Annotated in this window: 24 protein-coding genes; 4 read left to right on the forward strand and 20 right to left on the reverse strand. The window is 46.2% G+C overall.

The window, feature by feature from the left end; translation table 11 throughout:
- The coding region (gene thiC / locus QZ147_RS02535) for a phosphomethylpyrimidine synthase ThiC (RefSeq protein WP_295146677.1) at positions 1-1064 on the reverse strand (1064 nt) is incomplete at its 3' end.
- A gap of 145 nt (positions 1065-1209) precedes the next feature.
- Here thiC and QZ147_RS02540 point away from each other — a divergent pair.
- Genes QZ147_RS02540 through QZ147_RS02555 form a run of 4 tightly spaced genes read left to right on the forward strand, consistent with a single transcriptional unit; the run spans position 1210 to position 4850 of the window.
- The gene (locus QZ147_RS02540) at positions 1210-2337 is read left to right on the forward strand and encodes a bifunctional 2-C-methyl-D-erythritol 4-phosphate cytidylyltransferase/2-C-methyl-D-erythritol 2,4-cyclodiphosphate synthase (RefSeq protein WP_295146679.1); all 1128 of its coding nucleotides are present in this window, start codon (positions 1210-1212) and stop codon (positions 2335-2337) included.
- Complete coding sequence (locus QZ147_RS02545) at positions 2334-3227, forward strand: response regulator (RefSeq protein ID WP_295146680.1); 894 nt, start codon at positions 2334-2336, stop codon at positions 3225-3227. The genes QZ147_RS02540 and QZ147_RS02545 overlap by 4 nt, the downstream gene beginning before the upstream one ends.
- On the forward strand, positions 3205-4386 hold the full coding sequence (locus QZ147_RS02550; RefSeq protein ID WP_295146681.1) for a sulfate adenylyltransferase: 1182 nt from the start codon (positions 3205-3207) through the stop codon (positions 4384-4386). Before QZ147_RS02545 ends, QZ147_RS02550 begins: the two co-directional genes overlap by 23 nt.
- 8 nt (positions 4387-4394) lie before the next feature.
- Entirely contained in the window at positions 4395-4850 is a 456-nt protein-coding gene (locus tag QZ147_RS02555; RefSeq protein WP_295146682.1) for a phosphatidylglycerophosphatase A, read from the forward strand.
- Positions 4851-4884: 34 nt separating this feature from the next.
- On the opposite strand, the gene QZ147_RS02560 is transcribed toward QZ147_RS02555, so the two are convergent.
- From QZ147_RS02560 to napA, 19 genes are all read right to left on the reverse strand, one after another.
- Complete coding sequence (locus tag QZ147_RS02560) at positions 4885-5328, reverse strand: fatty-acid--CoA ligase (protein WP_295146683.1); 444 nt, start codon at positions 5326-5328, stop codon at positions 4885-4887.
- Positions 5325-8396 carry a cytochrome c biogenesis protein CcsA gene (gene ccsA / locus QZ147_RS02565; RefSeq protein ID WP_295146684.1) on the reverse strand — a complete coding sequence of 1024 codons (3072 nt, stop codon included), beginning with the start codon at positions 8394-8396 and terminating at the stop codon, positions 5325-5327. Before ccsA ends, QZ147_RS02560 begins: the two co-directional genes overlap by 4 nt.
- Before the next feature lie 35 nt (positions 8397-8431).
- Complete coding sequence (locus tag QZ147_RS02570) at positions 8432-9127, reverse strand: ABC transporter ATP-binding protein (protein WP_295146685.1); 696 nt, start codon at positions 9125-9127, stop codon at positions 8432-8434.
- Positions 9114-9887: an ABC transporter ATP-binding protein gene (locus tag QZ147_RS02575; protein WP_295146686.1), complete on the reverse strand. Its 774-nt coding sequence runs from the start codon at positions 9885-9887 to the stop codon at positions 9114-9116. The genes QZ147_RS02570 and QZ147_RS02575 overlap by 14 nt, the downstream gene beginning before the upstream one ends.
- The gene (locus QZ147_RS02580; protein WP_295146687.1) at positions 9884-10909 is read right to left on the reverse strand and encodes a branched-chain amino acid ABC transporter permease; all 1026 of its coding nucleotides are present in this window, start codon (positions 10907-10909) and stop codon (positions 9884-9886) included. The genes QZ147_RS02575 and QZ147_RS02580 overlap by 4 nt, the downstream gene beginning before the upstream one ends.
- The gene (locus QZ147_RS02585; protein WP_295146688.1) at positions 10909-11805 is read right to left on the reverse strand and encodes a branched-chain amino acid ABC transporter permease; all 897 of its coding nucleotides are present in this window, start codon (positions 11803-11805) and stop codon (positions 10909-10911) included. Before QZ147_RS02585 ends, QZ147_RS02580 begins: the two co-directional genes overlap by 1 nt.
- Before the next feature lie 58 nt (positions 11806-11863).
- Positions 11864-12988 (reverse strand): ABC transporter substrate-binding protein, encoded by a 1125-nt coding sequence (locus tag QZ147_RS02590; protein WP_295146689.1) that lies wholly within the window; start codon positions 12986-12988, stop codon positions 11864-11866.
- A gap of 141 nt (positions 12989-13129) precedes the next feature.
- Positions 13130-13687: a cytochrome c gene (locus QZ147_RS02595; RefSeq protein ID WP_295146690.1), complete on the reverse strand. Its 558-nt coding sequence runs from the start codon at positions 13685-13687 to the stop codon at positions 13130-13132.
- A 96-nt stretch (positions 13688-13783) separates the two neighbouring features.
- Positions 13784-14983, reverse strand: coding sequence for a major outer membrane protein (locus QZ147_RS02600; RefSeq protein WP_295146691.1), 1200 nt, complete (start codon positions 14981-14983; stop codon positions 13784-13786).
- Positions 14984-15197: 214 nt separating this feature from the next.
- Complete coding sequence (locus QZ147_RS02605; protein WP_295146692.1) at positions 15198-15626, reverse strand: hypothetical protein; 429 nt, start codon at positions 15624-15626, stop codon at positions 15198-15200.
- Positions 15627-15629: 3 nt separating this feature from the next.
- On the reverse strand, positions 15630-16262 hold the full coding sequence (locus QZ147_RS02610; protein ID WP_295146693.1) for a hydrogenase-4 component G: 633 nt from the start codon (positions 16260-16262) through the stop codon (positions 15630-15632).
- 99 nt (positions 16263-16361) lie between these two features.
- On the reverse strand, positions 16362-16796 hold the full coding sequence (locus tag QZ147_RS02615; protein ID WP_295146694.1) for a DNA starvation/stationary phase protection protein: 435 nt from the start codon (positions 16794-16796) through the stop codon (positions 16362-16364).
- Positions 16797-16909: 113 nt separating this feature from the next.
- Entirely contained in the window at positions 16910-17257 is a 348-nt protein-coding gene (locus QZ147_RS02620; RefSeq protein ID WP_295146695.1) for a chaperone NapD, read from the reverse strand.
- Complete coding sequence (locus tag QZ147_RS02625) at positions 17254-18201, reverse strand: hypothetical protein (RefSeq protein ID WP_295146697.1); 948 nt, start codon at positions 18199-18201, stop codon at positions 17254-17256. The genes QZ147_RS02620 and QZ147_RS02625 overlap by 4 nt, the downstream gene beginning before the upstream one ends.
- Positions 18198-18674, reverse strand: coding sequence for a 4Fe-4S ferredoxin (locus QZ147_RS02630; protein ID WP_295146699.1), 477 nt, complete (start codon positions 18672-18674; stop codon positions 18198-18200). The genes QZ147_RS02625 and QZ147_RS02630 overlap by 4 nt, the downstream gene beginning before the upstream one ends.
- A complete protein-coding gene (locus QZ147_RS02635; RefSeq protein ID WP_295146701.1) occupies positions 18674-19204 on the reverse strand; it encodes a nitrate reductase cytochrome c-type subunit in 531 nt (176 codons plus the stop codon). Before QZ147_RS02635 ends, QZ147_RS02630 begins: the two co-directional genes overlap by 1 nt.
- The gene (napH, locus tag QZ147_RS02640; protein WP_295146703.1) at positions 19191-19994 is read right to left on the reverse strand and encodes a quinol dehydrogenase ferredoxin subunit NapH; all 804 of its coding nucleotides are present in this window, start codon (positions 19992-19994) and stop codon (positions 19191-19193) included. The genes QZ147_RS02635 and napH overlap by 14 nt, the downstream gene beginning before the upstream one ends.
- Entirely contained in the window at positions 19994-20758 is a 765-nt protein-coding gene (gene napG, locus QZ147_RS02645) for a ferredoxin-type protein NapG (RefSeq protein WP_295146704.1), read from the reverse strand. The genes napH and napG overlap by 1 nt, the downstream gene beginning before the upstream one ends.
- Before the next feature lie 2 nt (positions 20759-20760).
- The gene (gene napA / locus QZ147_RS02650; RefSeq protein ID WP_295146706.1) at positions 20761-23547 is read right to left on the reverse strand and encodes a nitrate reductase catalytic subunit NapA; all 2787 of its coding nucleotides are present in this window, start codon (positions 23545-23547) and stop codon (positions 20761-20763) included.
- Positions 23548-23569 lie beyond the last annotated feature (22 nt).

The raw sequence follows: 23569 nt of genomic DNA on the forward strand, positions 1-23569 counted from the left end.
ATTATACCCTCGCGCACGTCGGCGGCGTTGGGCAAGCCTAAATGCTCTTTGGGCGTCACGTAGCAAAGCATGCTCGCGCCGTAATACGCCGCCGTCGCTCCGCCTATCGCGGACGTAATATGGTCGTATCCCGCGCCTATATCGGTAGGCAGCGGCCCCAGCACGTAAAAAGGCGCGTTACGGCACCACTCTTGCTCTAACTTCATATTGCGCTCGATCTGGTTTAGCGGGACGTGCCCGGGCCCCTCGATCATAACTTGTACGTTTTTCTCCCACGCGCGCGTAGTAAGCTCGCCTAAAATTTTAAGCTCGCTAAGCTGCGCCTCGTCCGTAGCGTCGTATAGGCAACCGGGTCTCAGTCCGTCTCCCAGCGATAGCGCGACGTCGTAACGAGAGCAAATTTCTAGAATTTCGTCGAATGCTTCGTAAAACGGATTTTGCTTATGATAACGCATCATCCAACTAGCCGTAAGGCTCCCGCCGCGACTGACGATCCCCATTTTGCGCTTTGAGACGAGCGGCATAAATTCAAGCAAAAATCCAGCGTGTATAGTAAAATAGCTCACGCCTTGAATCGCCTGCTTTTCGATCGTTTTTAATATCGCGTCTATCGTTAAATTTTCGATATCTTTTACGTCGTGAACGATCTGATACATCGGCACGGTGCCTAGCGGCGCGCTACACTCGCGCAATATCGCTACGCGGATCGCGTCTAAATCGCCGCCGGTGCTTAAATCCATAACCGTATCCGCGCCGTATTTTAGGCAAATTTTTAACTTTTCAAGCTCGCCTTTAATATCGCTTACCAGGCTCGAATTTCCGATATTAGCGTTTATCTTAGTCTTTGCCGCGCGGCCGATAGCCATCGGCGCTAAATTTAGGTGATTTATATTCGCGGGGATTATCATCTTGCCCGCGGCGACCTCGTCCCGCACGGTCTCGGGAGACAATCCCTCTATCTGCGCTACGTACTCCATTTCAGGCGTTATTATACCGCCGCGCGCATAAAACATCTGCGTCGGCGTAGCATCGTTTCGTCTGGATTTTACCCACTCGCTTCTCATAAATTTCCCCGAAATTTTAAAATTCGGGCAATTTTACTGCAAATTTACTTCCTTTTGCCTTTAACGCGCGGCTTAAATTTAAGCGTAAAAGTAAAATACAAGCTTGCAAAATGTATAATTTCGTAACACTTAAAAAGGATAAATTTTGCTAGACGTTTCACTTATTATGCTCGGAGCAGGCGATTCTACGCGCTTTGGACTACCCGTAAAGAAGCAATGGCTGCGTATCGGCTCTGATCCGTTGTGGCTTGCTGCGACTAAAAATTTGAACGAATTTTACACATTTAAAGACGTTATCGTCGTAAGCAAAGAGTACGAGTACATGGCTCGTTTCGCGCCGCAGTTTAAATTCGCGCGCGGCGGCGATACGCGTCAAGATAGCCTAAAAAACGCGCTTTCGTTAGTTAATAGCGAGTTCGTACTAGTTAGCGATATCGCTCGCCCTTGCATTAGCCGCGAGCTTTTTAATAAAATAATAGACGCCTCGAAGCTAGCAGACTGCGTAGTCCCCGCGCTAAAAGTCGCCGATACCGCGTATTTAGGCGACGAACCGGCGGATAGAGATAAACTAAAATTAATCCAAACTCCGCAACTTTCCCGCACAGACCTACTTAAAAAAGCGCTGCAAACGAGCGAAATTTACACCGACGAAAGCTCCGCGATGAGGGCGGCCAAAGCTAGCGTATGGCACGTGCTAGGCGACGAGCGCGCGCATAAAATCACGAATTTTAGCGACCTTAAAAAGCTATCCTGTATCACGCCTCCTAGCGGCGAGCAGTTTACCGGTATCGGTTTTGACGTACATAAATTTAGCGAGCCTAAAACGGGAAGTTTCGTAACGCTTTGCGGCGAAAATATCCCGCACGAGCGCTCATTAATCGCGCATTCAGACGGCGACGTAAGCGCGCACGCCCTAACGGACGCGATTTTAGGCGCAGCGGGACTGGGGGATATAGGCGAGCATTTTCCGGACACCGACGCGAAATTTAAAGGCGCGAATTCGTTAGAGCTTTTAAGCGCGGCTTACGCGCTGGCGCAAAGCGTCGGTTTTGAACTAATAAACGCCGATATTTCCATTCTCGCGGAGCGTCCCAAAATTTCAAAATTTAAGCGAAAAATGGAAGCTAACGTCGCTCAAGCGCTAGGCGTCGGCGCTAGCCGAGTAAACGTAAAAGCTACGACCGCCGAGAGGCTGGGCTTCGTCGGGCGAGAAGAAGGTATCGCAGCGCTTGCTAGCGTAAATTTAAGATACTACGACTGGACTAAAAAATGAAAATTTTAATAGTAGAAAACGAAATTTACCTAGCGGGCTCGGTGGCTTCTAAGCTTTCTAGCCTAGGACACGAGTGCGAGATCGCAAAGAGCGCCAAAGAGGCGATGCGAGACGAAAATTTCGACGTAGTGCTGCTTTCTACGACGCTTCCCGGGCAAGATTTCTACCCAGTTATCGAGCGGCACAAAAGCTCGATTATCATCCTGCTAATCGCTTATATCAGCAACGATACGGTCTCAAAACCCATCGCCGCGGGTGCCGACGATTACGTACAAAAGCCGTTTATGTTTGAAGAGCTCGTGCGAAAGATTGATCATTTCGCCGAGCACGGCCGTCTAAAAAATTTACTGCAAAGCTACGAGAAATACGTGGACTGGACGCTACGAAATTTCAACGTCGAGGCGTTTGATCCTAAAAAAATCAAACTGCCGCTTTTAATTAGAACGCCTAAAATTTTATACGCAGATAAATTCGTCCGCCTTTTTATGAAAACGGCGCGAATTCCTTTCGAGCTGGCGCTTGACGCGAATTTTTCCAAAATGGAGAAAATTTTAGCGAGCTCGGCGTCCGAACGGTACGTTTACGTCCCGAATTTTCAGTTTCTAAAAGCGGACGAAAGGGATAAAATTTTAAGCCTAAGCGCCAAAAAAAAGCTAATAATCGCGACTACGGATATGAGTCAAACAGCGCCGTTTGAGACGCTTGACATACCCGGCGAGCAAGGCGCGTTTAGCGTGGACGAGATAATTACGATAGACGAATACATAAAATGCGTAATCGCAAACTATCAAGAACGTTTCCCAGATACAGAGCTAAGCAAGAAACTAGGCATCTCGCGAAAATCGCTTTGGGAAAAGAGAAAAAAATATGACATCGTTAAGAAAAAATAAAACCATCTCTATTAACGCTGAAGCCTACGGAACGTTGGAGCTTATAAAAAACGGCGTACTTTCTAAATTTAACGCCCTAATGGACGCCGAGGAAGCTAGGCAGGCGCATAAAAGCGGGTATTTTAACGGCGAGCCGATGCCCTATTCTTTCGTATTCGCGCCTTACGGCAAACTGAATCAAAAGGTAGTCGGCGAACTAAAAAACGGCGAGCGCGTAGAGCTTTTGTACGGGGATGCAAAGGTCGGGCATATCGACGTTAGAAGCGTCTTTAAATTTAGCGATGATTTAAAAGAGAAAAATATATTTTTAGCCAACGAACGCGCGAACGACGACGAGCTTAATTTGGGAGAACTAGCCGTTAGCGGCGAGTTTGAAATTTACGACGAGACGATAAAAAATACGAAGGCTAAGATTTCGGCGATTAAAAAAGAACAAAACGTAAGTCGCATTACGGCGCTGTTTCTGACCGCCGACCCGCTAAACCGCGCGCACGAGCGCGTGATTAGGATGACGATAGATAAGACCGACTTGGTCGTTATATTTCTAGTTCGCACCCTGCAAGAACCGCATATAGCTTACGATTTGCGGCTCAAAACGCTGGAATATTTCGTGCAAAACTACCTGCCGGCAAATCGCGCGGTAGTATTCGCGCTAAAAAATACGACGCTTTTCGGCTCTCATCAAAACCCGACTCTTGAATGTATCGCCGCCCGCAGACTAGGCGCCGATAAGCTCGTAATCGGACAAAATCACGGCGGGCTTGGGATGTTTTTCGACCATAACCGCGCCCATACGATACTAGACCGCTATCCCAACGAGCTAAAAATGGAGGTCATCGTACTGCCCGAATTAGTCTACTGCAACCGCTGCCGCACGCTAGTAAGCACTAAAACTTGCCCGCACGGCCAGCACCATCATATAAAATATCGTCCCGAGACGCTAAAATCGCTGTTATTTAACGGCATTATACCGCCCGCCATTTTAATGCGCCCCGATATTTCGGCATTTATTTTAAGCGAGCTTTTTCCGCAGAGATTTAGCGATATTCAAAAGCTCTGCGACGAGCTGTTTCCAAACTCGGGACTGCTTGAAAAACGTAGCGAGCGAGAATTTTACGAAGAACTGATGAAGCTTTATCAGACTTCGTCGATGACGTAAGGAAATTTATGCAAAAACTGTTTTTAACGTTTTTCGGCGCGGGTCTGCTACCCAAAGCGCCGGGTACCTGGGGCTCGGTAGCGGGCGCGGTAGTCGCGTGTGGTATACTATGGGCGTTTTCTAATACAACGTTATTTCTAGCTAGCATTTTGCTATTTTTAGCAAGCGTTAGCGTAATAGATAGCTACGAAGCAAAAACCGGCGTACACGACCACGGAAGTATCGTAATAGACGAGGTTGCCGGCGTTTGGCTGGCGATCGCTATCAGTGGAGACAGCGTAGCGCAAATTTTACTTTCGCTAGCATTTTTTAGAATTTTAGACATTAAAAAACCATCAATCATCGGGCGCGTCGATAGAAACGTAAAAGGCGGCCTCGGCGTTATGGCGGACGATATGATAGCGGGGTTTTTCGCGGGTCTTGCAAGCGCGATTTGCTACGGCGCGTATCTTAAATTCGCCTAGCGCGCAGCGAAAAGCGCGGGCGCGCAGCTAAAATTTAGGCGCGTTTTCGGCTATTTATCCCGTCTCTTTCGGCCTTGTCGATCTCGGATAAAAAGGCCGGATTTTTTTTCTTGCTCTCGCCGCTTAAAAATGCTACGATTTTAGCGTCTACGTTTTTATGAGCGCAAATTTTAGAGATAAAATTTAGGTACTCCTGCGCCTCTTGCGTTACCTTGCCGCCTTGCTTAGCGGGAATACTAAATTTTTCCACGAACGACTTTGAGAGCAAAAATAGCTCGTTTCTACCCATATCCTTATCTACCGCGAATCGCGCCAGATCCGCAAGCGTAATCTCTTTCGCCTGCGCGGCTTGTTTAACCGCCGGCGCTACTTTGATTTTTACGCTAGTATTATGTTTTAGCATAACTAAAATTAAAGCCGCGACGATTAGGATCAAAACCGCCGCAACGACGATTATTACGATATTTATTTGGTTCATAATTTAGCGCAGACGCTTCGCTTAAAATACGCCGCGACGCTAAGAGCCACCATAGCCGCTATGCCCGCGTATACGAAATCGGGTATCGGCAGCGGATCGCCCGCGGCGTATGAGTGCATGCCCGATAGGTAAAAATTTACCCCGAAATAGGTCATTATAATCGACCAATACGCGAAAAACGACGCGACGGCGAATGCGTATTGATTGTTTAGACGCGGAATAAATCTCATGTGAAGCACCGCGGCGTAAACCAGTATCGACACCAGCGCCCAAGTCTCCTTGCTGTCCCAGCCCCAGTAGCGCCCCCAGCTCTCGTTCGCCCAGACGCCGCCTAGGAAATTTCCCAGCGTCAGCAGGCTAAGCCCTAGTATCATCGCCATTTCGTTTATGCGCGTAGCTTCTAGTATATTGCGCGAAATTTCGGCGTTCGGTTTACGGACGTTTTGGATGCTTATTAGTAAAAGCGTAAATCCGCCCAGTAATGCGCAAAGCCCTAAAAATCCGTAACTTGCGGTAATTACCGAAACGTGAATAGTTAACCAATAACTTTGCAGCACCGGCGCGAGAGTCGTAATCTGCGGATCTATCCAGCTAAGATGCGCCACGAAAAGCGTAATGCCCGCAAGGATCGAGGTTAAAGCGATGGCGATCGCGCTTTGCTTAGAAAACACGATACCAGATAACCCCAGCGCCCACGCGATATACACCATCGACTCGTAGGAGTTGCTCCAAGGCGCGTGCTCGGCGATATACCAGCGAAGCGCGAGACCCGCGGTGTGCGCGATGAATGCTAGGATATTTACGATATACGCTACTTTTACGATTTTATCTATATTTAATCGCGGCGCCAGCATTTTTACGAATACGAACAGCAGTAGCACGACGCCCGCCAGCAGATAAACGGGCGTTAATCGCTCGAAAATTTGGATCTTGTTAAATAGCAGCTCGACCTCGACCCTATCGTCCGAGGGGATTACCGCGGCGCCGTATTTGCGTTGATAAGCCGCGATCTTATCTAGCGCGGCGTCCGCCCCGCCCCATTCGCCGCTTTTTACGGCGTCGTTTACGGCGGTAAAATAATTAGTCATCATCGAAACAACCTCTTTACCTTCGCCGGGCGTAAAATTCATCATAGCGCCGGTAGGCGAGTACCACGTATTAGACGGATCGTCTTGTTTAGGGAAAATTTTGAAAATTTCGCCGACGAAAATCATATAAAACACGTTTAGCCGCTCGTCGATTTTAATTACGTCCTTATCGAACGTCCCGCGAGAACCCGGGTGTTTGCGGTTGGCCTGCTCGGAGAATTTCGTAAGTTTGTATTCGCCGCCGCTTTCGCTAGTTTTAAAGAAATCGTCAAAAGTCGCGTATCTAGCGTCCTCGCTCACGCCTAGCTCTTTTTTAAGCTCCTTGCTAAATCCCAGCGCGATAATAGGCTCTCTGCGCCAAAATTCGGGCGTCGTCATCATCGACAGCACGACTTGGTTGGAATCTAAATTTTTAATACTATCTTTTCTATGAATTTTATTTAGTGCCTCCCTACTTAGCGTGTCGAAAGGCTTCATTCGGCCGTCGGGACTTTGCACTATTAGGCGCGCTAGCTTCTGCGCGTGAGCCTTACTAATAGGAGGTAAGAAGTCATCCGCTCTTACCTGCTGCGCGCCAAGCGCCAAAAATGCGGCGACGATTAACGCGGCGGTATTTTTGGTGCTTTGATTAATTAGGCTCGCTAGCTTCCTAAATCTGCTGGCTGGACTTATTATATTTAGCAAAAACCCGACGCCTAGCAGCAAATAGCCGATATAAGTAGGAATTTTGCCAGGATCGCGGTTAACCGAAAGCACCGTACCCTGCTCGTCTTGATCGTACGAGCTTTGAAAAAATCTATATCCGTCGTAGTCTAAAACGTGATTCATATAAATCCTATAATCAAAGTCGGGCGTCTGCCCGTCTTTTACGACCACTTCGCTAGCGTAGCTCATCGGTGAATTCGAACCCGGATAGCGTTTTAACTCGAAGTCTTTTAGATAAATGCTAAACGGCAGTTCCAGCTGCTGCGCGCCCCACGAAGCGAAAAAAGCCCTACCGTCTATCTTTTCGCGAGCGGGCTCGGCGATATCGTGGAATAGCGTTATTTCTTTGCTTTGCCCGTTATAATTTAGCCGCGCTATTAACGCGTCGAATTCTCCGTCTTTTGAGACTAACCGCCTTACCGCGCTTGCGGACGTAAACTGCGGGACGAAATTTACCCCGCCCGCCGTATAAAGATTCATTAAGGAAAATTCATGCGGCACGCCCGGAGATAGCGTAGTTTTCGAGCTATCGACCATAGAAATTTTAGTAATTTCCTCGCTGGAAGTAACGCTAAAATTTCCATCTTTTATCTCGAATAAAACGTATTTTTGCCCCTCTACCGGACTTGCGTTGAATAAAAAATTCAAATCGTCCGCGACCGCGCTCTCGCCCTCTAAAAGATATAATTGCTCTCTATCGGAGTCGTTTGAGAGCATTAGCTCGATTACGGGCTTACCGCCCTCTTCGTCTACGAATTTATAGGTAGCGTTCGGAATAAATTTCACGAATTTTAGCTCCGCTTTACCGCCCGCAAGGTCTAAATTTAAATCAAAGCCCTTTTGAACATTTTCTTTTTCGAGCGGCACGGATACGCCCATGGGTTTGCCGTCTACCAGCGTGCCCAAATTTAGATACGAGCCTTTAACGGTGACTAAATTCGTCTCGCTATTTTCCCTAATATGCACTATGCCTTCAAAGCCGAAATATCTAGTAATGCCCGCGCCTAGCAATATAACCAAAAAGCCCGCATGAAATAGCAGCGAAGGCAATTTCTTAAAATTTACGAGCCTATATTTATAAATATTATAAGCTAAATTTACGCCCAAAAGCAGCTGCACAAACGCGAACCACGCAGCGCCGTAAACGTAATGCCAGGCTAGCGGAGTACCCGCCTTGCTTTCGATAATAGTCGCCACGCCGCTACCGATCGCAAAGATTATCATCAAAACGATTGCCGAACTCATACTTAAAAATACCGATTTAATTGCAAACATTAAAGACCTTTTGAAAAATTAAGGATTATAAATTTTTAAGCGCCCAAATATTTTTTCTTGATTTCCTCGTCGCCTATCATATCTTTCGCCGCGCCGCGCATTACGATTTGCCCATTTTCTAGCACGTAAGCGTAATCGCTGATTTTTAGGGCGCCGTACGCATTTTGTTCTACTAAAAGTATCGTGATACCCTCGTTTTTTAGCCTGACGATTATCTCAAATAGCTCACCCACGATCTTAGGCGCGAGCCCCAAACTCGGCTCGTCTAGCATTAAAAGCTTAGGCTCGCTCATTAGCGCGCGCGAAATAGCTAACATCTGCGCCTCGCCGCCGCTTAACGTGCCGGCTAATTGATTTCTTTTGTCTTTCAAGCGCGGAAATAGCTCATACATCGTATCGCGCAAATGCTCGTAATTTTCGTCGTTATTAAAAGCGCCGATACGCAAATTCTCCTCGACGCTTAAATTTATAAACGTTCGTCTACCCTCGGGGACTAACGATATGCCCATTTTTACGAGCGTATGCGTAAGGTGCCTGCGAGTGTCGTAACCTAAAAAATTTACCTCGCCGCTTCGTTTGACGGAATTTATTAGCGCGTTTAGCGTCGACGTTTTGCCAGCGCCGTTTGAGCCTAGTATACTTACGATCTGCCCCGTAGCCACCTCGAAACTAATGCCCTTTACCGCCTCGATAAGCCCGTAATAAACGCGCAAATTTTTAACGCTGATCATTTAAAAAATCTCCCAAATAAGCGCTTATAACTTCGGGGTTTCTCACCGCTTCGCTAGGCGCTCCCTCAAATATCGCGCGCCCGTAATCAAGCACCAAAACTCGGTCGCAGAGACGATTTACGAATTTCATATCGTGCTCTATTAAAAGTACGCTAATCCCCCGTTTTTCTCGAAGCGAAAATATTAGCTCGGCCAGCTCGTCGCTCTCGGCTCCGTTCATTCCCGCCGCGGGCTCATCTAACAAAAGCAGCTTAGGCTTCGTAGCCAGCGCGCGAGCAATCTCGACCTTTCGCTGCTGTCCGTAGCTTAGATCGCCCGCCATAGATTGCGCGAATCGCGCGATACCAAGCTCTTCTAATAACGCCATAGCCTCTTCTTTCGCGCGTTTTTCTTCGCGGCGAAATCTGCCTAAGTGCAAAAACGCCTCGATTCCGCAGTATTTTATCGAGCTATCAAAGCCTATAAGCACGTTTTCAAGCACGTTCATCGAGCTAAAAAGGCGAATGTTTTGAAACGTCCGCGCGATACCTAATCGCACGATTTTATTTGCGGGAAGCGAATTTATTACCTTGCCGTCGAATTTTACCTCGCCGCTGCTAGGTTTATAAGCGCCCGTGATTATATTAAACATCGTAGTCTTACCCGCGCCGTTAGGTCCGATGAGGCCGAAAATTTCGCCTTTTTTAATACCGAACCCCATCGGCGCGATCGCCAAAACGCCTCCAAAACTCTTGCTAATGCCGTCAAGTCGCAATATCATTTTTTAAATAGCTTTCTAAATTTTACTTCAAGCAGCTCTTTTTTGCCCATTATTCCCTCTCTGGCAAATAGCATTACTAGGATTAAAATCGCCGAAAATACGACCATTCTAAGACCAGGGAGCGCCGGCGTCTCGTAGCCTAAAATTTTCATCGGCTCGTCTAAGAAACGCAGCCACTCACTACCGCCGATAACCAGCGCCGTGCCGATGATCGCGCCGGTAGTGCTTCCAAGACCGCCCAAAACGATGATAATAAGCAGCTGAAAGGTAAAGAAAAACGTAAATTGATCTGGCGATACCGAGCCTAGCAAGCACACCAAAAGCGCGCCGCCTACGCCCTCAAAAAACGCGCTCGTACAAAACGCGAGCGTTTTAACTTTAAACGTATTTATTCCCATCGCAAGCGCCGCGTCTTCGTCGTCCCTGATCGCCTTCATCGCGCGCCCGAATTTCGAATAGACTAAATTTAAAATCGCTACGACAGCGATTATCGCCGCGCCGCCGGTATAATAGATATTTGAATGACGCGGAATTTCGCTAAGGCCGATCGAACCGTTCGTAAAAGACGGGAAATTTATAGCTAAAATTTGAATAATAAACCCAAATCCCAGCGTAACGATCGCTAAATAATCGCCCCTAACGCGAAATACCGGAAACGATAGTGCGAGCGCGAGTAGCGTCGCGCCTATGCCGGCACTCACCAGAGCCAGCAAAAAGCTAGGCGAATAAAACGCCAAAATTATCTCGCTGGCGTCTTCTAGCTCAAACTGCGCGGTTTTAGCATCCGCGCTAAGCAGCATCAGCCCCGCTACGTAGGCGCCGACCGCCACGAAGCCGTTGGGTTCTAAGCTAAATTGCCCGGTAATCCCGTTTATTAGGTTATAACTGACGGCTAAAATGATAAAAATCGCGATATTATTTAAGATCGTTAAGCTATATTCGCCGAAGTAAAATTTCGCAGCTACGATAAATCCCGCCGCCGCGAGTAAAAGAGCGATATGTAAAATTTTATTCCTACCCATTAAAACCTGCTTTTTTCAAAATTTATGCCTAAAATTCCGGTCGGTTTGAAAAGTAGCACTAATATCAAAAATACGAACGCAAATGCATCTTTAAATCCCGCTAGATCGGGGAAAAACGCAACCGCTACGACCTCAGTAAAGCCTATTATAAAGCCGCCGATGACCGCGCCGCCGACCGAGCCGATACCTCCCAGTACCGCTGCCGCAAAGGCTTTAAGCCCGATTAATACACCCATTAAAGGCTCTACGGAAGGATAACTAACCGCCCAAAATACGCCCGCTATCGCAGCGAGCGTAGAACCGATCGCAAAGACTACGGCGATGATTAAATTTGCGTCTATCCCCATTAAATTTACGGTCGCGACGTCGAATGCTAACGCGCGGATCGCCATTCCGTATTTGGTTTTATAAAGGACAAAAAGCACTAGCGCTAGTAAAATAAGCGTAACTATCGGGACGACGAGAGTTACTAGCGTCACACTAACGCCGCTAACATGAATAGCTTGCTCTAAATATTCTGGCACGGGAAACGGCTTTGGAGTACCGCCGAAAAGCATATTAAATAAATTTTCCAGAAAGAAGCTAACGCCGATAGCGGTGATCAAAAGCGAAATTCTAGGTGCTTTTCGCAAAGGACGATACGCAATCCTATCAGTCGTCATCCCAAGTAGCGCGGATATCGCGGCAGCCGCTACGATAGCCGCTATAAAGGGCAAATTTAGACTAGTCATAGAAAATAGCGCGACGTAAGCGCCGACCATCATTATGTCGCCGTGCGCAAAATTTATAAGCCGTAAAACGCCGTAAACCATCGTGTAACCGATGGCGATCAGCGCATACATGCTACCTAGGCTAAATCCGTTTATCATCTGCTGTAAAAATATCGAGCTATCCAACTTCTCCCTTTCGCTCTACCGAATTTTAGGCCCCGCGCGCAATGTGCAGGTGATAAAATTATTTCGGATTTACGGTATCTTTATACGTAGCTTTTAGATCTTTAATCTCTTTGATTACGACCGAGCGCATCGCGTTGCCGGTCGCATCGATGCTAATAATGCCGCTAACGCCGTCAAAATCCTTTGTTTGGTGAATTTTCTCGTTTACGCAGACGCTATCGCTAGGATCGGCGCACTCGTTCATCGCTTTTACCATTATAAAATACGCGTCCGCTCCTTGCGCGGTAAAGCCGGGTATATCGCGCTTGCCGCCGTTTGCGTTAGCATATGCGTCCAAAAAGTCTTTCGAGCGCTGCGTAGGCGGCTGCGTGTAGTCGAAAGTATCGGTATAGATGTATCCGTTAACCGCTTCCCCGCCAAGCTCTATAAAAGTAGAGTTAGCCACTCCGTCGCCTGACGCTAACAGCGATTTAACGCCGATCTGGCGAGCTTGACGGGCTAACATGGAGGCTTCGGGATGATAAATCGGCAAATAAACGATATCTGCGTTTATATCTTTTAGCTGCGCTACTACGGCTTTAAAGTCCTTATCGCCCGAGCTGATCGTTAGCTTTTTGGCAATTTTGCCGCCTTTTGCTTTAAATTCTTTCTCAAACGCCTTTGCGAGGCCCAGCGAATAGGTCTGCGCCTGATCTACCACTACTACCGCGGTTTTTGCATTTAGCTTTTCAGCGGCGTAAGTGGCCAGCGCCGTGCCTTGAAGCGAGTCCATAAAGCATACGCGAGAGCCGAATTTTTTGTTGTCTAGTAATTTATCGGCGGTTGCGGCGGGCGCAATAACGGGGATTTTTTTATCTTCGGCTATCATTAAAACTTGCTGCGTGTTTCCGGTAGTTAGCGCGCCGATAATGCCCGAAACTTTATCGCTCGTGATCAGTCTAGTCGTAGCCGTAGCAGTCTCAACCTTATCGCCTTTGGTGTCTACCAATACCAACTTAACCGTATCGCCGTTTTTTAGCGTAGGCTCGATTTGATTAGCCAGCTTTACGCCGTCGTATGCGGTCTGTCCATAGGCCGCGATCGAGCCGGTGATAGGCATAGGAAGCCCGATTGAAATTTCTTTGGCAAAGCCGCACGCGCCGATTAACGCAAGAGAAGATGCAACTGCGGTAATTTTTTTCATATTAGCTCCTTTTTGAGATTAGAATCCGTATGATACAAAAAAATTGCTTAAACAGCGTATTTTGGGGGAGATAAAATTTTTGACGCGTTACAAAATTTACCGCCGAATTTCGACGGCGGTAAATTTGCGTTAAATTTTAGATTATCTTAGGTAGCTACCCTGTTTTTTCTCGGTAGAAACCGGTTTATTTTGTACGCCCTCGTCACTAGAAAGCGCATCTTTACCTTTTAGATAGGCTAATATAGCGCCTAGATCGCCGTTGCTTAAAATTTTAGCTTGATTTTGCATGATTAGCTTACCGCCCTTGCCGAAAGAGGTATCAGAGCGATACGCAATGATCGAATCCTCGATCTCTTTTGCGCTCAAATTTTTAAGAGCCGTCGAACCGCTCGGTCTTTCTTCGGCATTTTCTCCATGGCAAGATTTGCATTTATTGTCATAAATTTCCTTACCGAGCGACGCGCTATATCTTCCGCGATGATCGACGCCGAGCTTTAAAATTCTATTATCTTTATAGCGTCTAGGATCTTCGTCTACGAAAACTTGAATTGTTTGATTTGCTTCATTAGCCTGTTTTTTCGCCATCTCGGCAAGCTCTTTACCGAATTCTCCGCGAGCTTGTATATAATAAACCTGCGAAGCGCAAAACGCACTCACTGCAAAAATACACGCTAAAAAAGAAATTTTGAAAATTTTCATAAAGGTCCTTGAAATTTTACTTTAAATTTAAAAATCCCGAGCTAGGATTTCCTAACTCGGGATTATAGCGCAAATTAATTAAACTACGCCAAAAAATTAGAATGAGTATTTAGCCTCAAATCTATATTTTGAGCTCTTGTTAGTCTCATCGTCTTTATATTTAGCATAAGAGTAGAACGTGCTAAATTTAAGCTTTTTGCTATAATTGTAAGCAACTTGAGGCATAATCTCTTTATATTTTAGATCATCTGCGCTATTTGCATACTTAACTTTACCGTCAATATAATCTACGTCAAAGTCAAATTTATCAAACGTATAGCCGGCTCTAGCAAACCAGAAGTTACCCTTACCTTCAAGCATAGTATAGTCAAGAACTTTATCGGTTCTTTGTTCGCCTACGTCAATTAGACTACCTTGATCTTCTATAGATACAGAGCCTACGCCTTTGTTATCAACCTTATATCCGATGTAGCCGGCAGCTAGTCTTGCATTAAAGAATTCGCCTGAAAGCTCTGCTGCATAGAATTTAGCATCATTGTAGTCTGCAAAGGCTCTTTTTGCTTTACCATCAGCATCGCCATCAACAAATTGACCTTTAAAGCCGATATTTACATCATTATTTACATCTACGTTAGCACTTACCTCAGCAGCTATTAGATCAACTACATTTTCTAGACTGTTGTACCATAATTGGAAGCCGATCGGATTATATGTACCAGCTAGTCCTAAACCGTATAGATTACCCGCATTATAAGTAGAAAAGTTAGTCGAAAGCGCACCGTCATTTTCTGTGCTTTGTTCAAGAGCGTCAAATCCAAATGCAGTGATAGTTAAACCTTGCACGTCAGTATTTACGACTTTAAGGCCCGTACCGATGATATCATCTGTAAAGAACGAACCGATAACTTGCTTACCTGCTGTTACGGTCGTACCGCCGTATGTGTAACCTAAATAGAATTGGTGAATATCGAAGTTTCCGCTAGTATTTGTATTTGTTGCGTCAGTAGCACCGTTTCTGCTACCAGAATCGTCAGACTTATTATATCTAAAACCGATTACGCCGAAGAAGTTATCGTCGATAGCGGCTTTAAAGTTCGTAATTAGTTTGAAGTTATGTTTAGCTGCGCTAGCATGACTTCCGTCTGCATTTTTATTATTTTCATTTTCGTATCTGTATCTAGCAAATCCTGATAGATCTACGTTTTTAATAGCTTCTTCAAGCGGAGTAGCAGATGCTACGCTTGAAAATGCGCCTAGTGCAACCAAAGCAGCTAAACTAATTTTTGTTAGTTTCATTTTGTTCTCCTTATTTAAAAATGTGAGTGGCATTATAATGCAGAATTTTTAAATACAGCTGAAAAATAATGGAAATTTTAAAAATTTGTTACCGAATGTTTACCGAGATAGTAAAATTTTAGGAAGTTACGAATTTTATAACTTCCTAAAAGAAAGGAGTTCTAGTTTGATTGCTTGGTGAAATTATAGCCGCCGTCGGTAAATCAACGGACAACTAAAAGCGGATGCTTTCTTCTTTCGGTAAAGCGATCTTAGTTTTTATGTTTCTATTCGAGCGAACGACGTCGTTTCTAGGTTTTGCGATACCCGAAATGCCGCCGCGAGAGCTACCTTCTCTAATTAAAAGCATACTTTCTAATCTCTCGCCGCTAAACGTTGCATAGACTAGATCGCCCCTATCGTAATAGTAGCGGGCGGCGCAAAAATTCGCGCTTTTTAGCTTATCGTTTGCCGTGTCGCTACCGACGATAACATAGCAGTATTTATCGTCTTTGTAATTTACCTCTTTAATAAAACCTTTTATGGAGCTTTTCGGAGACTTTGCAACTTGGACGGGTGCGGGCTTTTTCACGACTTGTCTAGGCTCATTAAACGCACAACCGCCGAAAACTAACGCCGCAGCCAGTAAAACGTAAAATTTCATCGCTTACGCCGATACGTTTAGGACGTTACCGCCCGCTTCGGCGATTTTACGCTCTATCGCTTCGGTCGCTCGAGTTATCGTTTTTTCGGAAATTTCCGGCAGCTCGCCGCCCCAAATTTTCCTAGCCTCGTTAAAGCCTCGCAGCATCCCCTCGCGACCTGCTTGCAGTTTCGCGGGATCGCCGCCTGCCGCATTAATGATAAAATTCGCGATCCTATCAGCGGTGTTATTAATACCGAAAAATCCGTTTTCGCCGATTAGCTCGCTTGCTTCGTCTTTATTTAGCTCGCCGATAGTCTTGCCTTCGTAGCCCATCGCCTTGTAATCAAGTCCGCCCAAAATTTTGCTTAAATTACCGGGTGCCTTAAAATTTGAGCTGCCAAATATCGCGTCAAGCGCGCTTTGAGCAGTAGCGCTAGAATTCGCCTGCGAAAACGCCTGCGCTTGAAATTGTGCGAAATATCCGTTTGAAATTTCTCTCGCGGAGAGCTTCGAAGCGTTTTGTTTTAACTGCGAGACGTCTTTTAAATTTTGCGGCCGCAAAAGAGAATTTGCGCCCGTTTGCGCCTCGTTTTTACTGTGTGAATATCGCGCGCTCGCCGCGCCGTATGCGCTTAAATTTGAGCTAATTTGCATTTTTATCCCTTTAAATTTAGGTTTACGGTAGAAATTCGTAGAGATTTTAGTAGGAAATCGCGTAATTTTTGCTTAAAGGCGAGCCGTAGCCCGCCAATTTTACTTACCTAGCGTCGCGTCTAGCATCCAAATAGATTTTTCGTAGTTTGCGATTTGCTCCTGCGCGTAAGCTTGCGTAGTAGTGTCGCCCTCGGCTAGCTCGTCTAGTTTTTTGAACTCGCCAAGAAGATGTTTGTAATCTTCGCGGACGATTTTTAGCGCTTCGATAGTGTCGTAGCTATCCTTTGGCTCGTGTTTAATGCAAGTAAGCTTTGTTAGCTCCTCAGCTTTTACGACGGCTTTGCCTCCTAGCATTATCGCGCGCTCCGCAACCGCGTCGAAAATCTCGTGCATATCGTCGTAAGCTTTTTCAGTGTATTCGTGTATACTAAAAAACTGAATGCCTTTGACGTTCCAGTGAATATCGTGGAATTTAACGTATAACGCGTGAGCATCGGCCTGGATCTTATTTAATTGAGAAATAACTTTTGACATTTCGTCTCCTTTGTTTTAAATTACAGCGGAATTATAACGAATTTTACTTAAAGCAAAATTAATTAAATAATAAATTTTATTATTTAGAAGCCATGATTTGCGCGCGTGAAATTTTACTTCACCCTATCGCCTACGTGACCGTTATAGACGATATCCTTCGCGTCGATGTTTTCATCGAGCAGTATATCGCTTATCTTGCCGCTTTTTTTGACGCTTTCTATATCGGCGGCGAGGTCTTCTTGGTAGCTATAAATCATCGCCGCACCGCTAACGCCCTCAAGTCTTTCAAGCGTCTTAAAGCGGTTTATCTCCTCGTCTAAATTTTCCACACTCATCACGACCACGATCTTACCTTCCTGCGCGGCGACGACCTCGCAGCCCTCTACTTGCTCTATTTGCGAGATTATTTCCTGCTCGCTTGCGCCCTCTTTTTTATAGACCACTAGGCTTGATATGTTCATTTTACGCTCCAAAATTTAACTTCTTTTTCGTATGCGACGCTAATTAGCCTGCCTTCGTTTGAAAGATAAAGTCCGTTTAAAATCTGCTGCCCCGTCTTTACGGTAGCGAGTTTTTTCTTGCTCGCTACGTCGTAAACGGACACGTCGCTTTGCTCGCCGTTCATAAACGCTAGACTTTTGCCGCTAGGGCTAAGCGCGGTCGCATAAACGATAAAATCCGCCTTAAAATAACTCGTCTCGCCGTTATAAACGCCGGCTTGCTTGTCGATGCTTCCGACCGAAACGACGCCGTTTTTATAGTCGATGTCGTACATATTGTCTTTAAAGAAATTTAGCGTCTGCTCCGTCTGGCGCGTTTTTAGATTATAGATATAAATCACGCCGCTTTCGGCTCCGATGGCGATTTTATCGCGGGTTTCGTTTATTTCAAAATCCACGTAGAGAGCGATTGAAAATTTATGTTTAAAGATCAAATTTCCGCTTTTTAAATCCACGACGTAAATTTCATTCCCGAAATCCGAAATTACCGCCGTATGTTCATCGCTAAAAAGCGCTTTTTTCGCCGATTTATTAGGCGTTAAAAAGTTTGCGACCTCGTTAAATTTCTCCCCGTCGAATTTATAGATAAATAGTCGCCTCTCATCGTAGCTAAGCTCGGCTAAAACCAGCAACTTATCGCCGAGTCTATCGATGCTAAACACGCGGGAGCTAGCCTCGTCGCTAAAATAGGCTTTCTTTTTAGGGAGATTGATGGCGGGCAAAAATTTATCCGCTTTAATATCGTAAATATTTACAGTGCCCTCGTCGGTGCCCAGATATAAATTTTCATCTACTAAATTTGAGCTAATTACGTTCGCATCGGCGCTTATCGTTTTTACGGGCTGCGAAATTTCTGCCGTAGAAGCCGTCAATCCCAAAAGCAAAATAGCTAAAATTTTCCTCATATCGCCTCCATTTTTATAGAATTTACGAAGCACACCTCCAAACACTGCGCGCAGTTCACGCAGCGATCGTTAACGGTCGGACGAAATACGCCCAAAAAATCGATCGCTGCGAATTTGCAAACGTCTTGGCAGTTGTAACAAACCGTGCCGTTCCAAGCTAGGCATACCCGAACGTCGATTTTGGTTTCGGCTAAAATTCGCGCTTGAAATTTCAGGTTAAGCACGCCTCTTTCTAGCCCTTCGCAGGCTGTCGCGCATTTTTTACAAAAATCGCAACCCGCGTGCTTAAACTCGAATTTCACGCTCTCGCCGTCAAAATTTAGCAACCCTTTATCGCAGGCTTCTACGCATTTAGCCTCGCAGCCTACGCAACCGAATTCTCCGCTAAAATACGGCGGCGCAATGAAATTTTGAGCGGATTTACCGCCCAAAATTTTAGAAAAAATTTTACGCCTTGAAGCGTCTACCGTCATTACCTAACGCCCTCGTTTAGTACGTCGAGGAGGTTTGAGCGTTTCGTCGCGTTCTCGTCGCGGTATTCTGGTTTAAAGTTATTTTTTACGCGCGGCTTAACGTTAGCTTGCGGAACGTGGCACGTAGTGCAGTTAAAGCGGTCGTCGCTAAGCTTACCGTCGAGGTCTTTTTTATTCCTAATGCTATAAAGGTGCGATTTAGGGATCGGCGTAGCGCCTACGCCCTCGGCGACTTCTGGCATATGACAGGTCACGCACATATTGTTATCTTTCGTGATCGGAATCAAGTCCGAAATATCGTGCGGAATGAGCGGCGGGGCATTCTCAAAAGAGCGCTCGAAGCGAGTCGATTCGCCAGGCATCGGCTTAGTCCAGTTGATGTCCGCTAACGTAGTGTTATCGTCCAGTACGTCGTTCGTTCGTAGTGCGGTCACGTCGCCGTTTGAGCTAGTACCCGGAGTCGGCGCGTAACAGCCGACGAATAAAGCCGCAGCACAAGAAGCCGCTAGAATAAGCTTATAAGCTTTCATTTTTTCTCCTTAAATTTCTTATATTAAATTTGAGCGCATCATCGCCGCAGACGTCTATACAGCGCCCGCAGCTAGTGCATTCGCTTGAAGCGACGAAGCCGTTTTGCTTGCCGATTATTCCAAGCACTTGATTTTCGGGACAGATTAGCTTGCATTTCATACAATGCGTGCAATTATCCGCATTATGCTCTACCCTAATGAGCGAAAATTTGCTAGTAATCGCGTAAAACGCGCCTAGCGGACAAATTTTAGAACAAACTATCCTATCGCCTAAAAAGGCGTCTATCGCAAAAACGCCCAAGGCCACGAACAGCCAAAGCACTCCGCCGTATATGACGCCGCGTTGGATAATGCCTATGTAGCTTACGCCTTCAAACGCCGGCGCGCTCGTGACCAGCGATAAAATAAGAACGAAGCCTAGCGCGTAATATCTCGTATTTTTTGAAAAATTTACGATTTTCCCGTCTTTATCAAAGCCTAGTTTTACTCTAAACCAGCGAGCCGTTTCGGTTATGATATTTACAGGACACACCCAGCTACAAAAAGCACGCGGAGCGATAAATGCGTAAAAAATGAGCACTATACCGGCTCCCGCAAGCGCGGTCGAAGCTATGCTAAAACTAGCTAAAAACAACTGCAAAACCGCAAACGGATCGCTAAGCGGAACGACTCCAAATAACAAAGACGAGCTTAAATTTCCCTGTAAAATTTTAACGCCGTAAAAGTTGCTTACCGCAAAAAGAGCGAGGATTAAAATTTGGCTAATTCTTCGTAAAATTAGATATTTCATCAAAGCTCCTTGTCGCTATTTAGGTAATCGTCAAGCTTTTTAGCATCTTGGCGATACTCTTTTGGCGTAGAATTTTCTAGTTTTTTATCCCGACCTTCGATCCAGCCTTCGACGTATTGCTCATTGCTAGATCCCAGCCCTATCTCACGAGGAAGCACGAAAATAGAAGCCTTAGGCGTTACGCAAACTTGCTCGCACATACCGCAGCCCGTACAGTAGTCGGCGTCCACGATCGGTTTAAAAAACGCATGCTTTTGCGTTCGCTCGTTGCGAACGTATTCGAGTTTCAAAGCCTTATCTATGAGCGGACAGGCTCGGTAACAAGCGTCGCAGCGAAGTCCTTCATAAGCGATACAGTAGTTTGGATCTAGCACAGCGATACCCATTTTAGACTTGTTGATATTTAGCTTGCCGTTGTCTTCGCTTACTAATTTTATGTCCAAAGCACCCGTCGGACAGGCGACGGCGCAAGGGATATCGGGGCACATATAGCACGGAATTTTGCGCGGCGTAAAAAACGGCGTACCGTAAGGTAATCCGTCTTTTAAACCCGCGAGTTTTAGCGTATCCCAAGGACAGGCTTCTACGCAAAGTCCGCAGCGTATGCACTCGCTTAAAAATTTATCTTCCTTCAAGGCTCCGGGCGGCCTAATCAGTAAAGTTTGAGCTTTTAGACTAGTTTGAGTACTCCAAATAAACCCGCCCGCAAGCGCCAAACCGACTGCTTTTAGCCCGAATTTCAAAGCCTCTCTTCTATTTTGCATTATTAAGCCTTGTAAATTTTAACCGCGCATTTTTTATAGTCGGTCTCTTTTGAGATCGGGCAAGTCGCATCTAGGCAGACTTTGTTGATATACACGTTTTCATCAAAAAACGGCACGTAAACTAGACCCGAAGGAGTTTTGTTTCGTCCGCGCAGATCTAGTCTTGCTTTTACCTTGCCGCGGCGAGATTCGACCCAAACGACGTCGTTATGCTGTAAATTTAGCTTTTGCGCATCGCCCTCGTGCATATAGCAAAGCGCCTCAGGTACGGCACGGTAAAGCTCAGGAACACGCATAGTCATAGTGCCGGTGTGCCAGTGCTCCAAGACGCGGCCCGTGCATAGCCAGAAAGGATACGTAGTATCAGGCATCTCGCACGGATCCATATAAGGGCGGAAGAAAATTTTAGCCCTATTAGCGATAGAAAATTTCTCGTCGCCGCTAGTTACTTTTGCTAGATCGCCTTTTTGCAACTTGGCTTTTTTATTTCCGTAGAATGCAAACTGCTTGCCGTCTTCGGCATATTTTTTGGCATACGGATCGTATTTGGCGTTAAATCTCCACTGAGTTTCTTTACCGTCTACGACGGGCCACCTTAGTCCGCGCACTTTGTGATAGGTATCAAAGTCTGCTAGATCGTGTCCGTGACCGGAGCCAAATTTGCGGTAGTCTTCCCAAAGGTATTTTTGGATGAAAAATCCGTATCCCTCAAATACCTTTCCGTCTGAGCCGACTACTTTTCTGCTATCGCCGAAAACTTCGGAGTTATCGAAATCTTCCATTATAGCGTCTTTTGCAGGATAGCTCTTAGCCTCTTCGTTTGCGAAAAGCACGTCAAATAGCGTATCTTCTTCGCTATAACCCATGGCTTTTGCCTCGTCTAGCACGCTTGGAAGCGTTAGCTTATCGTCCACTTTTTGTTCGCCCCAAACCTCTTTTAGCTTAAAGCGCTTAGCAAATTCCAGCATTTGCCACGTGTCGCTCATCGCTTCGCCTACCGGAAGGACTTGTTGTCTCCAGTGCTGCGTTCGGCGCTCAGCATTACCGTACGCGCCCCATTTTTCGTAAATCATCGCAGTAGGTAGGATCAGGTCGGCAACCTTAGCCGAGATGCCAGGATACGGATCTGAAACGATGATAAAGTTATCCATCTCGCGAGCGGCTTTTATCCAGTGGTTTGCGTTTGCGGTATTTTGCCACGGGTTATTTACCTGCACCCACGCCCATTTCATCTTTCCGTCTTCCATATCGCGCATCATTTTTACGTAGTGGGAGGCGACTTTCGGATTTAGCGTGTTTTTAGGAAGTTTCCAAATTTTCTCGCTTATTTCGCGGTGTTCGGCGTTATCTACGACCATATCCGCAGGCAAGCGATGAACGAAAGTACCGACCTCGCGTGCCGTTCCGCATGCGCTTGGTTGTCCAGTTAGCGAGAAAGCGCCCTCGCCCGGTTTTGCTTGTTTGCCAAGTAGCATATGCACCATATAGGCTTGCTCGTTTACCCAAGTGCCGCGTTGGTGCTGGTTAAAGCCCATTGTCCAAAAGCTAACTACTTTTCTACCTTTTTCGATGTACCAGTCGGCTAGTTGCTTTAGTTTTTTCTTAAATTCTTCCAAATCCTCGTTTGGATCACCTTTTATTAGCGGAGCACAGAAGTCAAGCGTATAAGGTTTAAGAGCTTCTTTAAATTCCTCAAACGTGATTTGCCAGTGTTTGCCCGCGGTAGCCGTATTTTTATTTTCCATCACGTCACCCTCTTTATAGCCTAGATAGCCCAGAGTCACGCCCTCGTTTTTGCTTAGTTTCTTATGAAGCTCCGTCTCTACGACGTCTTTTTCGTTTGAGTAGTTAGGATGATTTGGATTATTTCTAAGCCCGTAGCCGATATCGGCAGGCCCCGTCGCAAATACGCAGTGGCTATTTACGTAGTCCCAATCGATGGCTTCAGGATGATTATAAACGATCTCGTGAGCGATGTAGTTCCAGATAGCTACGTCGCTTGAAGGAGCGAAAATAATCTCGGAATCGGCGATATTTGACGTTCTAGTCGAATACGTGCTTAAATTTACGACCTTTACGCGCTCAGGATCGCTTAGCTTCTTATCGCTGACGCGCGCCCAAAGTATCGGGTGCATCTCGGCCATATTCGCACCCCAAGTTATGATAGTATCGGTTAGCTCTATGTCGTCGTAGCAGCCCGCAGGCTCGTCGATACCAAAAGTCTGCATAAAACCCGTAACCGCGCTAGCCATGCAGTGGCGAGCATTCGGGTCTATCGAGTTGCTTCTAATGCCGGCTTTCCATAACTTGACCGCTGCGTAACCCTCTAAAATAGTGTATTGACCGGAGCCGAAAACGCAGGCTGAATGCACGCCGTTTTTCTTCATTGTCTCTTTATATTTTTCAGCCATAATATCAAAGGCCTTTTCCCAACTTACCGGTTTAAATTTGCCCTTTTTGTCAAATTCGCCCTTTTCGTTTACGCGCAAAAGCGGCTGAGTGATACGGTCTGCGCCGTACATTATCTTGGCGTTAAAGTAACCCTTTATGCAGTTTAGGCCGCGGTTTACCGGCGCCTCCGGGTCGCCCTTGACGGCTACGATTTTACCCTCTTTGGTTGCGATCATTATGCCGCAGCCCGTTCCGCAGAAACGACAGGCGGCCTTGTCCCAACGCCAGCCTTTTTCCGCTTCGTTACCTGCGGCGGAAAGGCTTGACGGAAGCGCTATACCGGCGCTAGCACAGGCTGCCGTTGCGGCCGCGCTTTTAATAAAATCTCGACGATCCATTTTTTCTCCCTTGTATAAGATG

The sequence above is a fragment of the uncultured Campylobacter sp. genome (assembly GCF_905371695.1).
In the GTDB taxonomy this organism is placed as follows: Bacteria; Campylobacterota; Campylobacteria; order Campylobacterales; family Campylobacteraceae; genus Campylobacter_A.

Excerpts from the sequence above, each read along its gene's own strand:
- napG (WP_295146704.1), bottom strand. The coding sequence starts at position 20,758 with ATGCAAAATAGAAGAGAGGCTTTGAAATTCGGGCTAAAAGCAGTCGGT.
- QZ147_RS02550 (WP_295146681.1), top strand. The coding sequence starts at position 3,205 with ATGACATCGTTAAGAAAAAATAAAACCATCTCTATTAACGCTGAAGCC.
- QZ147_RS02620 (WP_295146695.1), bottom strand. The coding sequence starts at position 17,257 with ATGAACATATCAAGCCTAGTGGTCTATAAAAAAGAGGGCGCAAGCGAG.
- QZ147_RS02580 (WP_295146687.1), bottom strand. The coding sequence starts at position 10,909 with ATGGGTAGGAATAAAATTTTACATATCGCTCTTTTACTCGCGGCGGCG.
- napH (WP_295146703.1), bottom strand. The coding sequence starts at position 19,994 with ATGAAATATCTAATTTTACGAAGAATTAGCCAAATTTTAATCCTCGCT.
- QZ147_RS02545 (WP_295146680.1), top strand. The coding sequence starts at position 2,334 with ATGAAAATTTTAATAGTAGAAAACGAAATTTACCTAGCGGGCTCGGTG.
- QZ147_RS02600 (WP_295146691.1), bottom strand. The coding sequence starts at position 14,983 with ATGAAACTAACAAAAATTAGTTTAGCTGCTTTGGTTGCACTAGGCGCA.
- QZ147_RS02595 (WP_295146690.1), bottom strand. The coding sequence starts at position 13,687 with ATGAAAATTTTCAAAATTTCTTTTTTAGCGTGTATTTTTGCAGTGAGT.
- QZ147_RS02615 (WP_295146694.1), bottom strand. The coding sequence starts at position 16,796 with ATGTCAAAAGTTATTTCTCAATTAAATAAGATCCAGGCCGATGCTCAC.
- QZ147_RS02635 (WP_295146701.1), bottom strand. The coding sequence starts at position 19,204 with ATGAAAGCTTATAAGCTTATTCTAGCGGCTTCTTGTGCTGCGGCTTTA.
- QZ147_RS02555 (WP_295146682.1), top strand. The coding sequence starts at position 4,395 with ATGCAAAAACTGTTTTTAACGTTTTTCGGCGCGGGTCTGCTACCCAAA.
- QZ147_RS02605 (WP_295146692.1), bottom strand. The coding sequence starts at position 15,626 with ATGAAATTTTACGTTTTACTGGCTGCGGCGTTAGTTTTCGGCGGTTGT.
- ccsA (WP_295146684.1), bottom strand. The coding sequence starts at position 8,396 with ATGTTTGCAATTAAATCGGTATTTTTAAGTATGAGTTCGGCAATCGTT.
- QZ147_RS02570 (WP_295146685.1), bottom strand. The coding sequence starts at position 9,127 with ATGATCAGCGTTAAAAATTTGCGCGTTTATTACGGGCTTATCGAGGCG.
- QZ147_RS02625 (WP_295146697.1), bottom strand. The coding sequence starts at position 18,201 with ATGAGGAAAATTTTAGCTATTTTGCTTTTGGGATTGACGGCTTCTACG.
- QZ147_RS02575 (WP_295146686.1), bottom strand. The coding sequence starts at position 9,887 with ATGATATTGCGACTTGACGGCATTAGCAAGAGTTTTGGAGGCGTTTTG.
- QZ147_RS02630 (WP_295146699.1), bottom strand. The coding sequence starts at position 18,674 with ATGACGGTAGACGCTTCAAGGCGTAAAATTTTTTCTAAAATTTTGGGC.
- QZ147_RS02590 (WP_295146689.1), bottom strand. The coding sequence starts at position 12,988 with ATGAAAAAAATTACCGCAGTTGCATCTTCTCTTGCGTTAATCGGCGCG.
- QZ147_RS02560 (WP_295146683.1), bottom strand. The coding sequence starts at position 5,328 with ATGAACCAAATAAATATCGTAATAATCGTCGTTGCGGCGGTTTTGATC.
- QZ147_RS02610 (WP_295146693.1), bottom strand. The coding sequence starts at position 16,262 with ATGCAAATTAGCTCAAATTTAAGCGCATACGGCGCGGCGAGCGCGCGA.
- napA (WP_295146706.1), bottom strand. The coding sequence starts at position 23,547 with ATGGATCGTCGAGATTTTATTAAAAGCGCGGCCGCAACGGCAGCCTGT.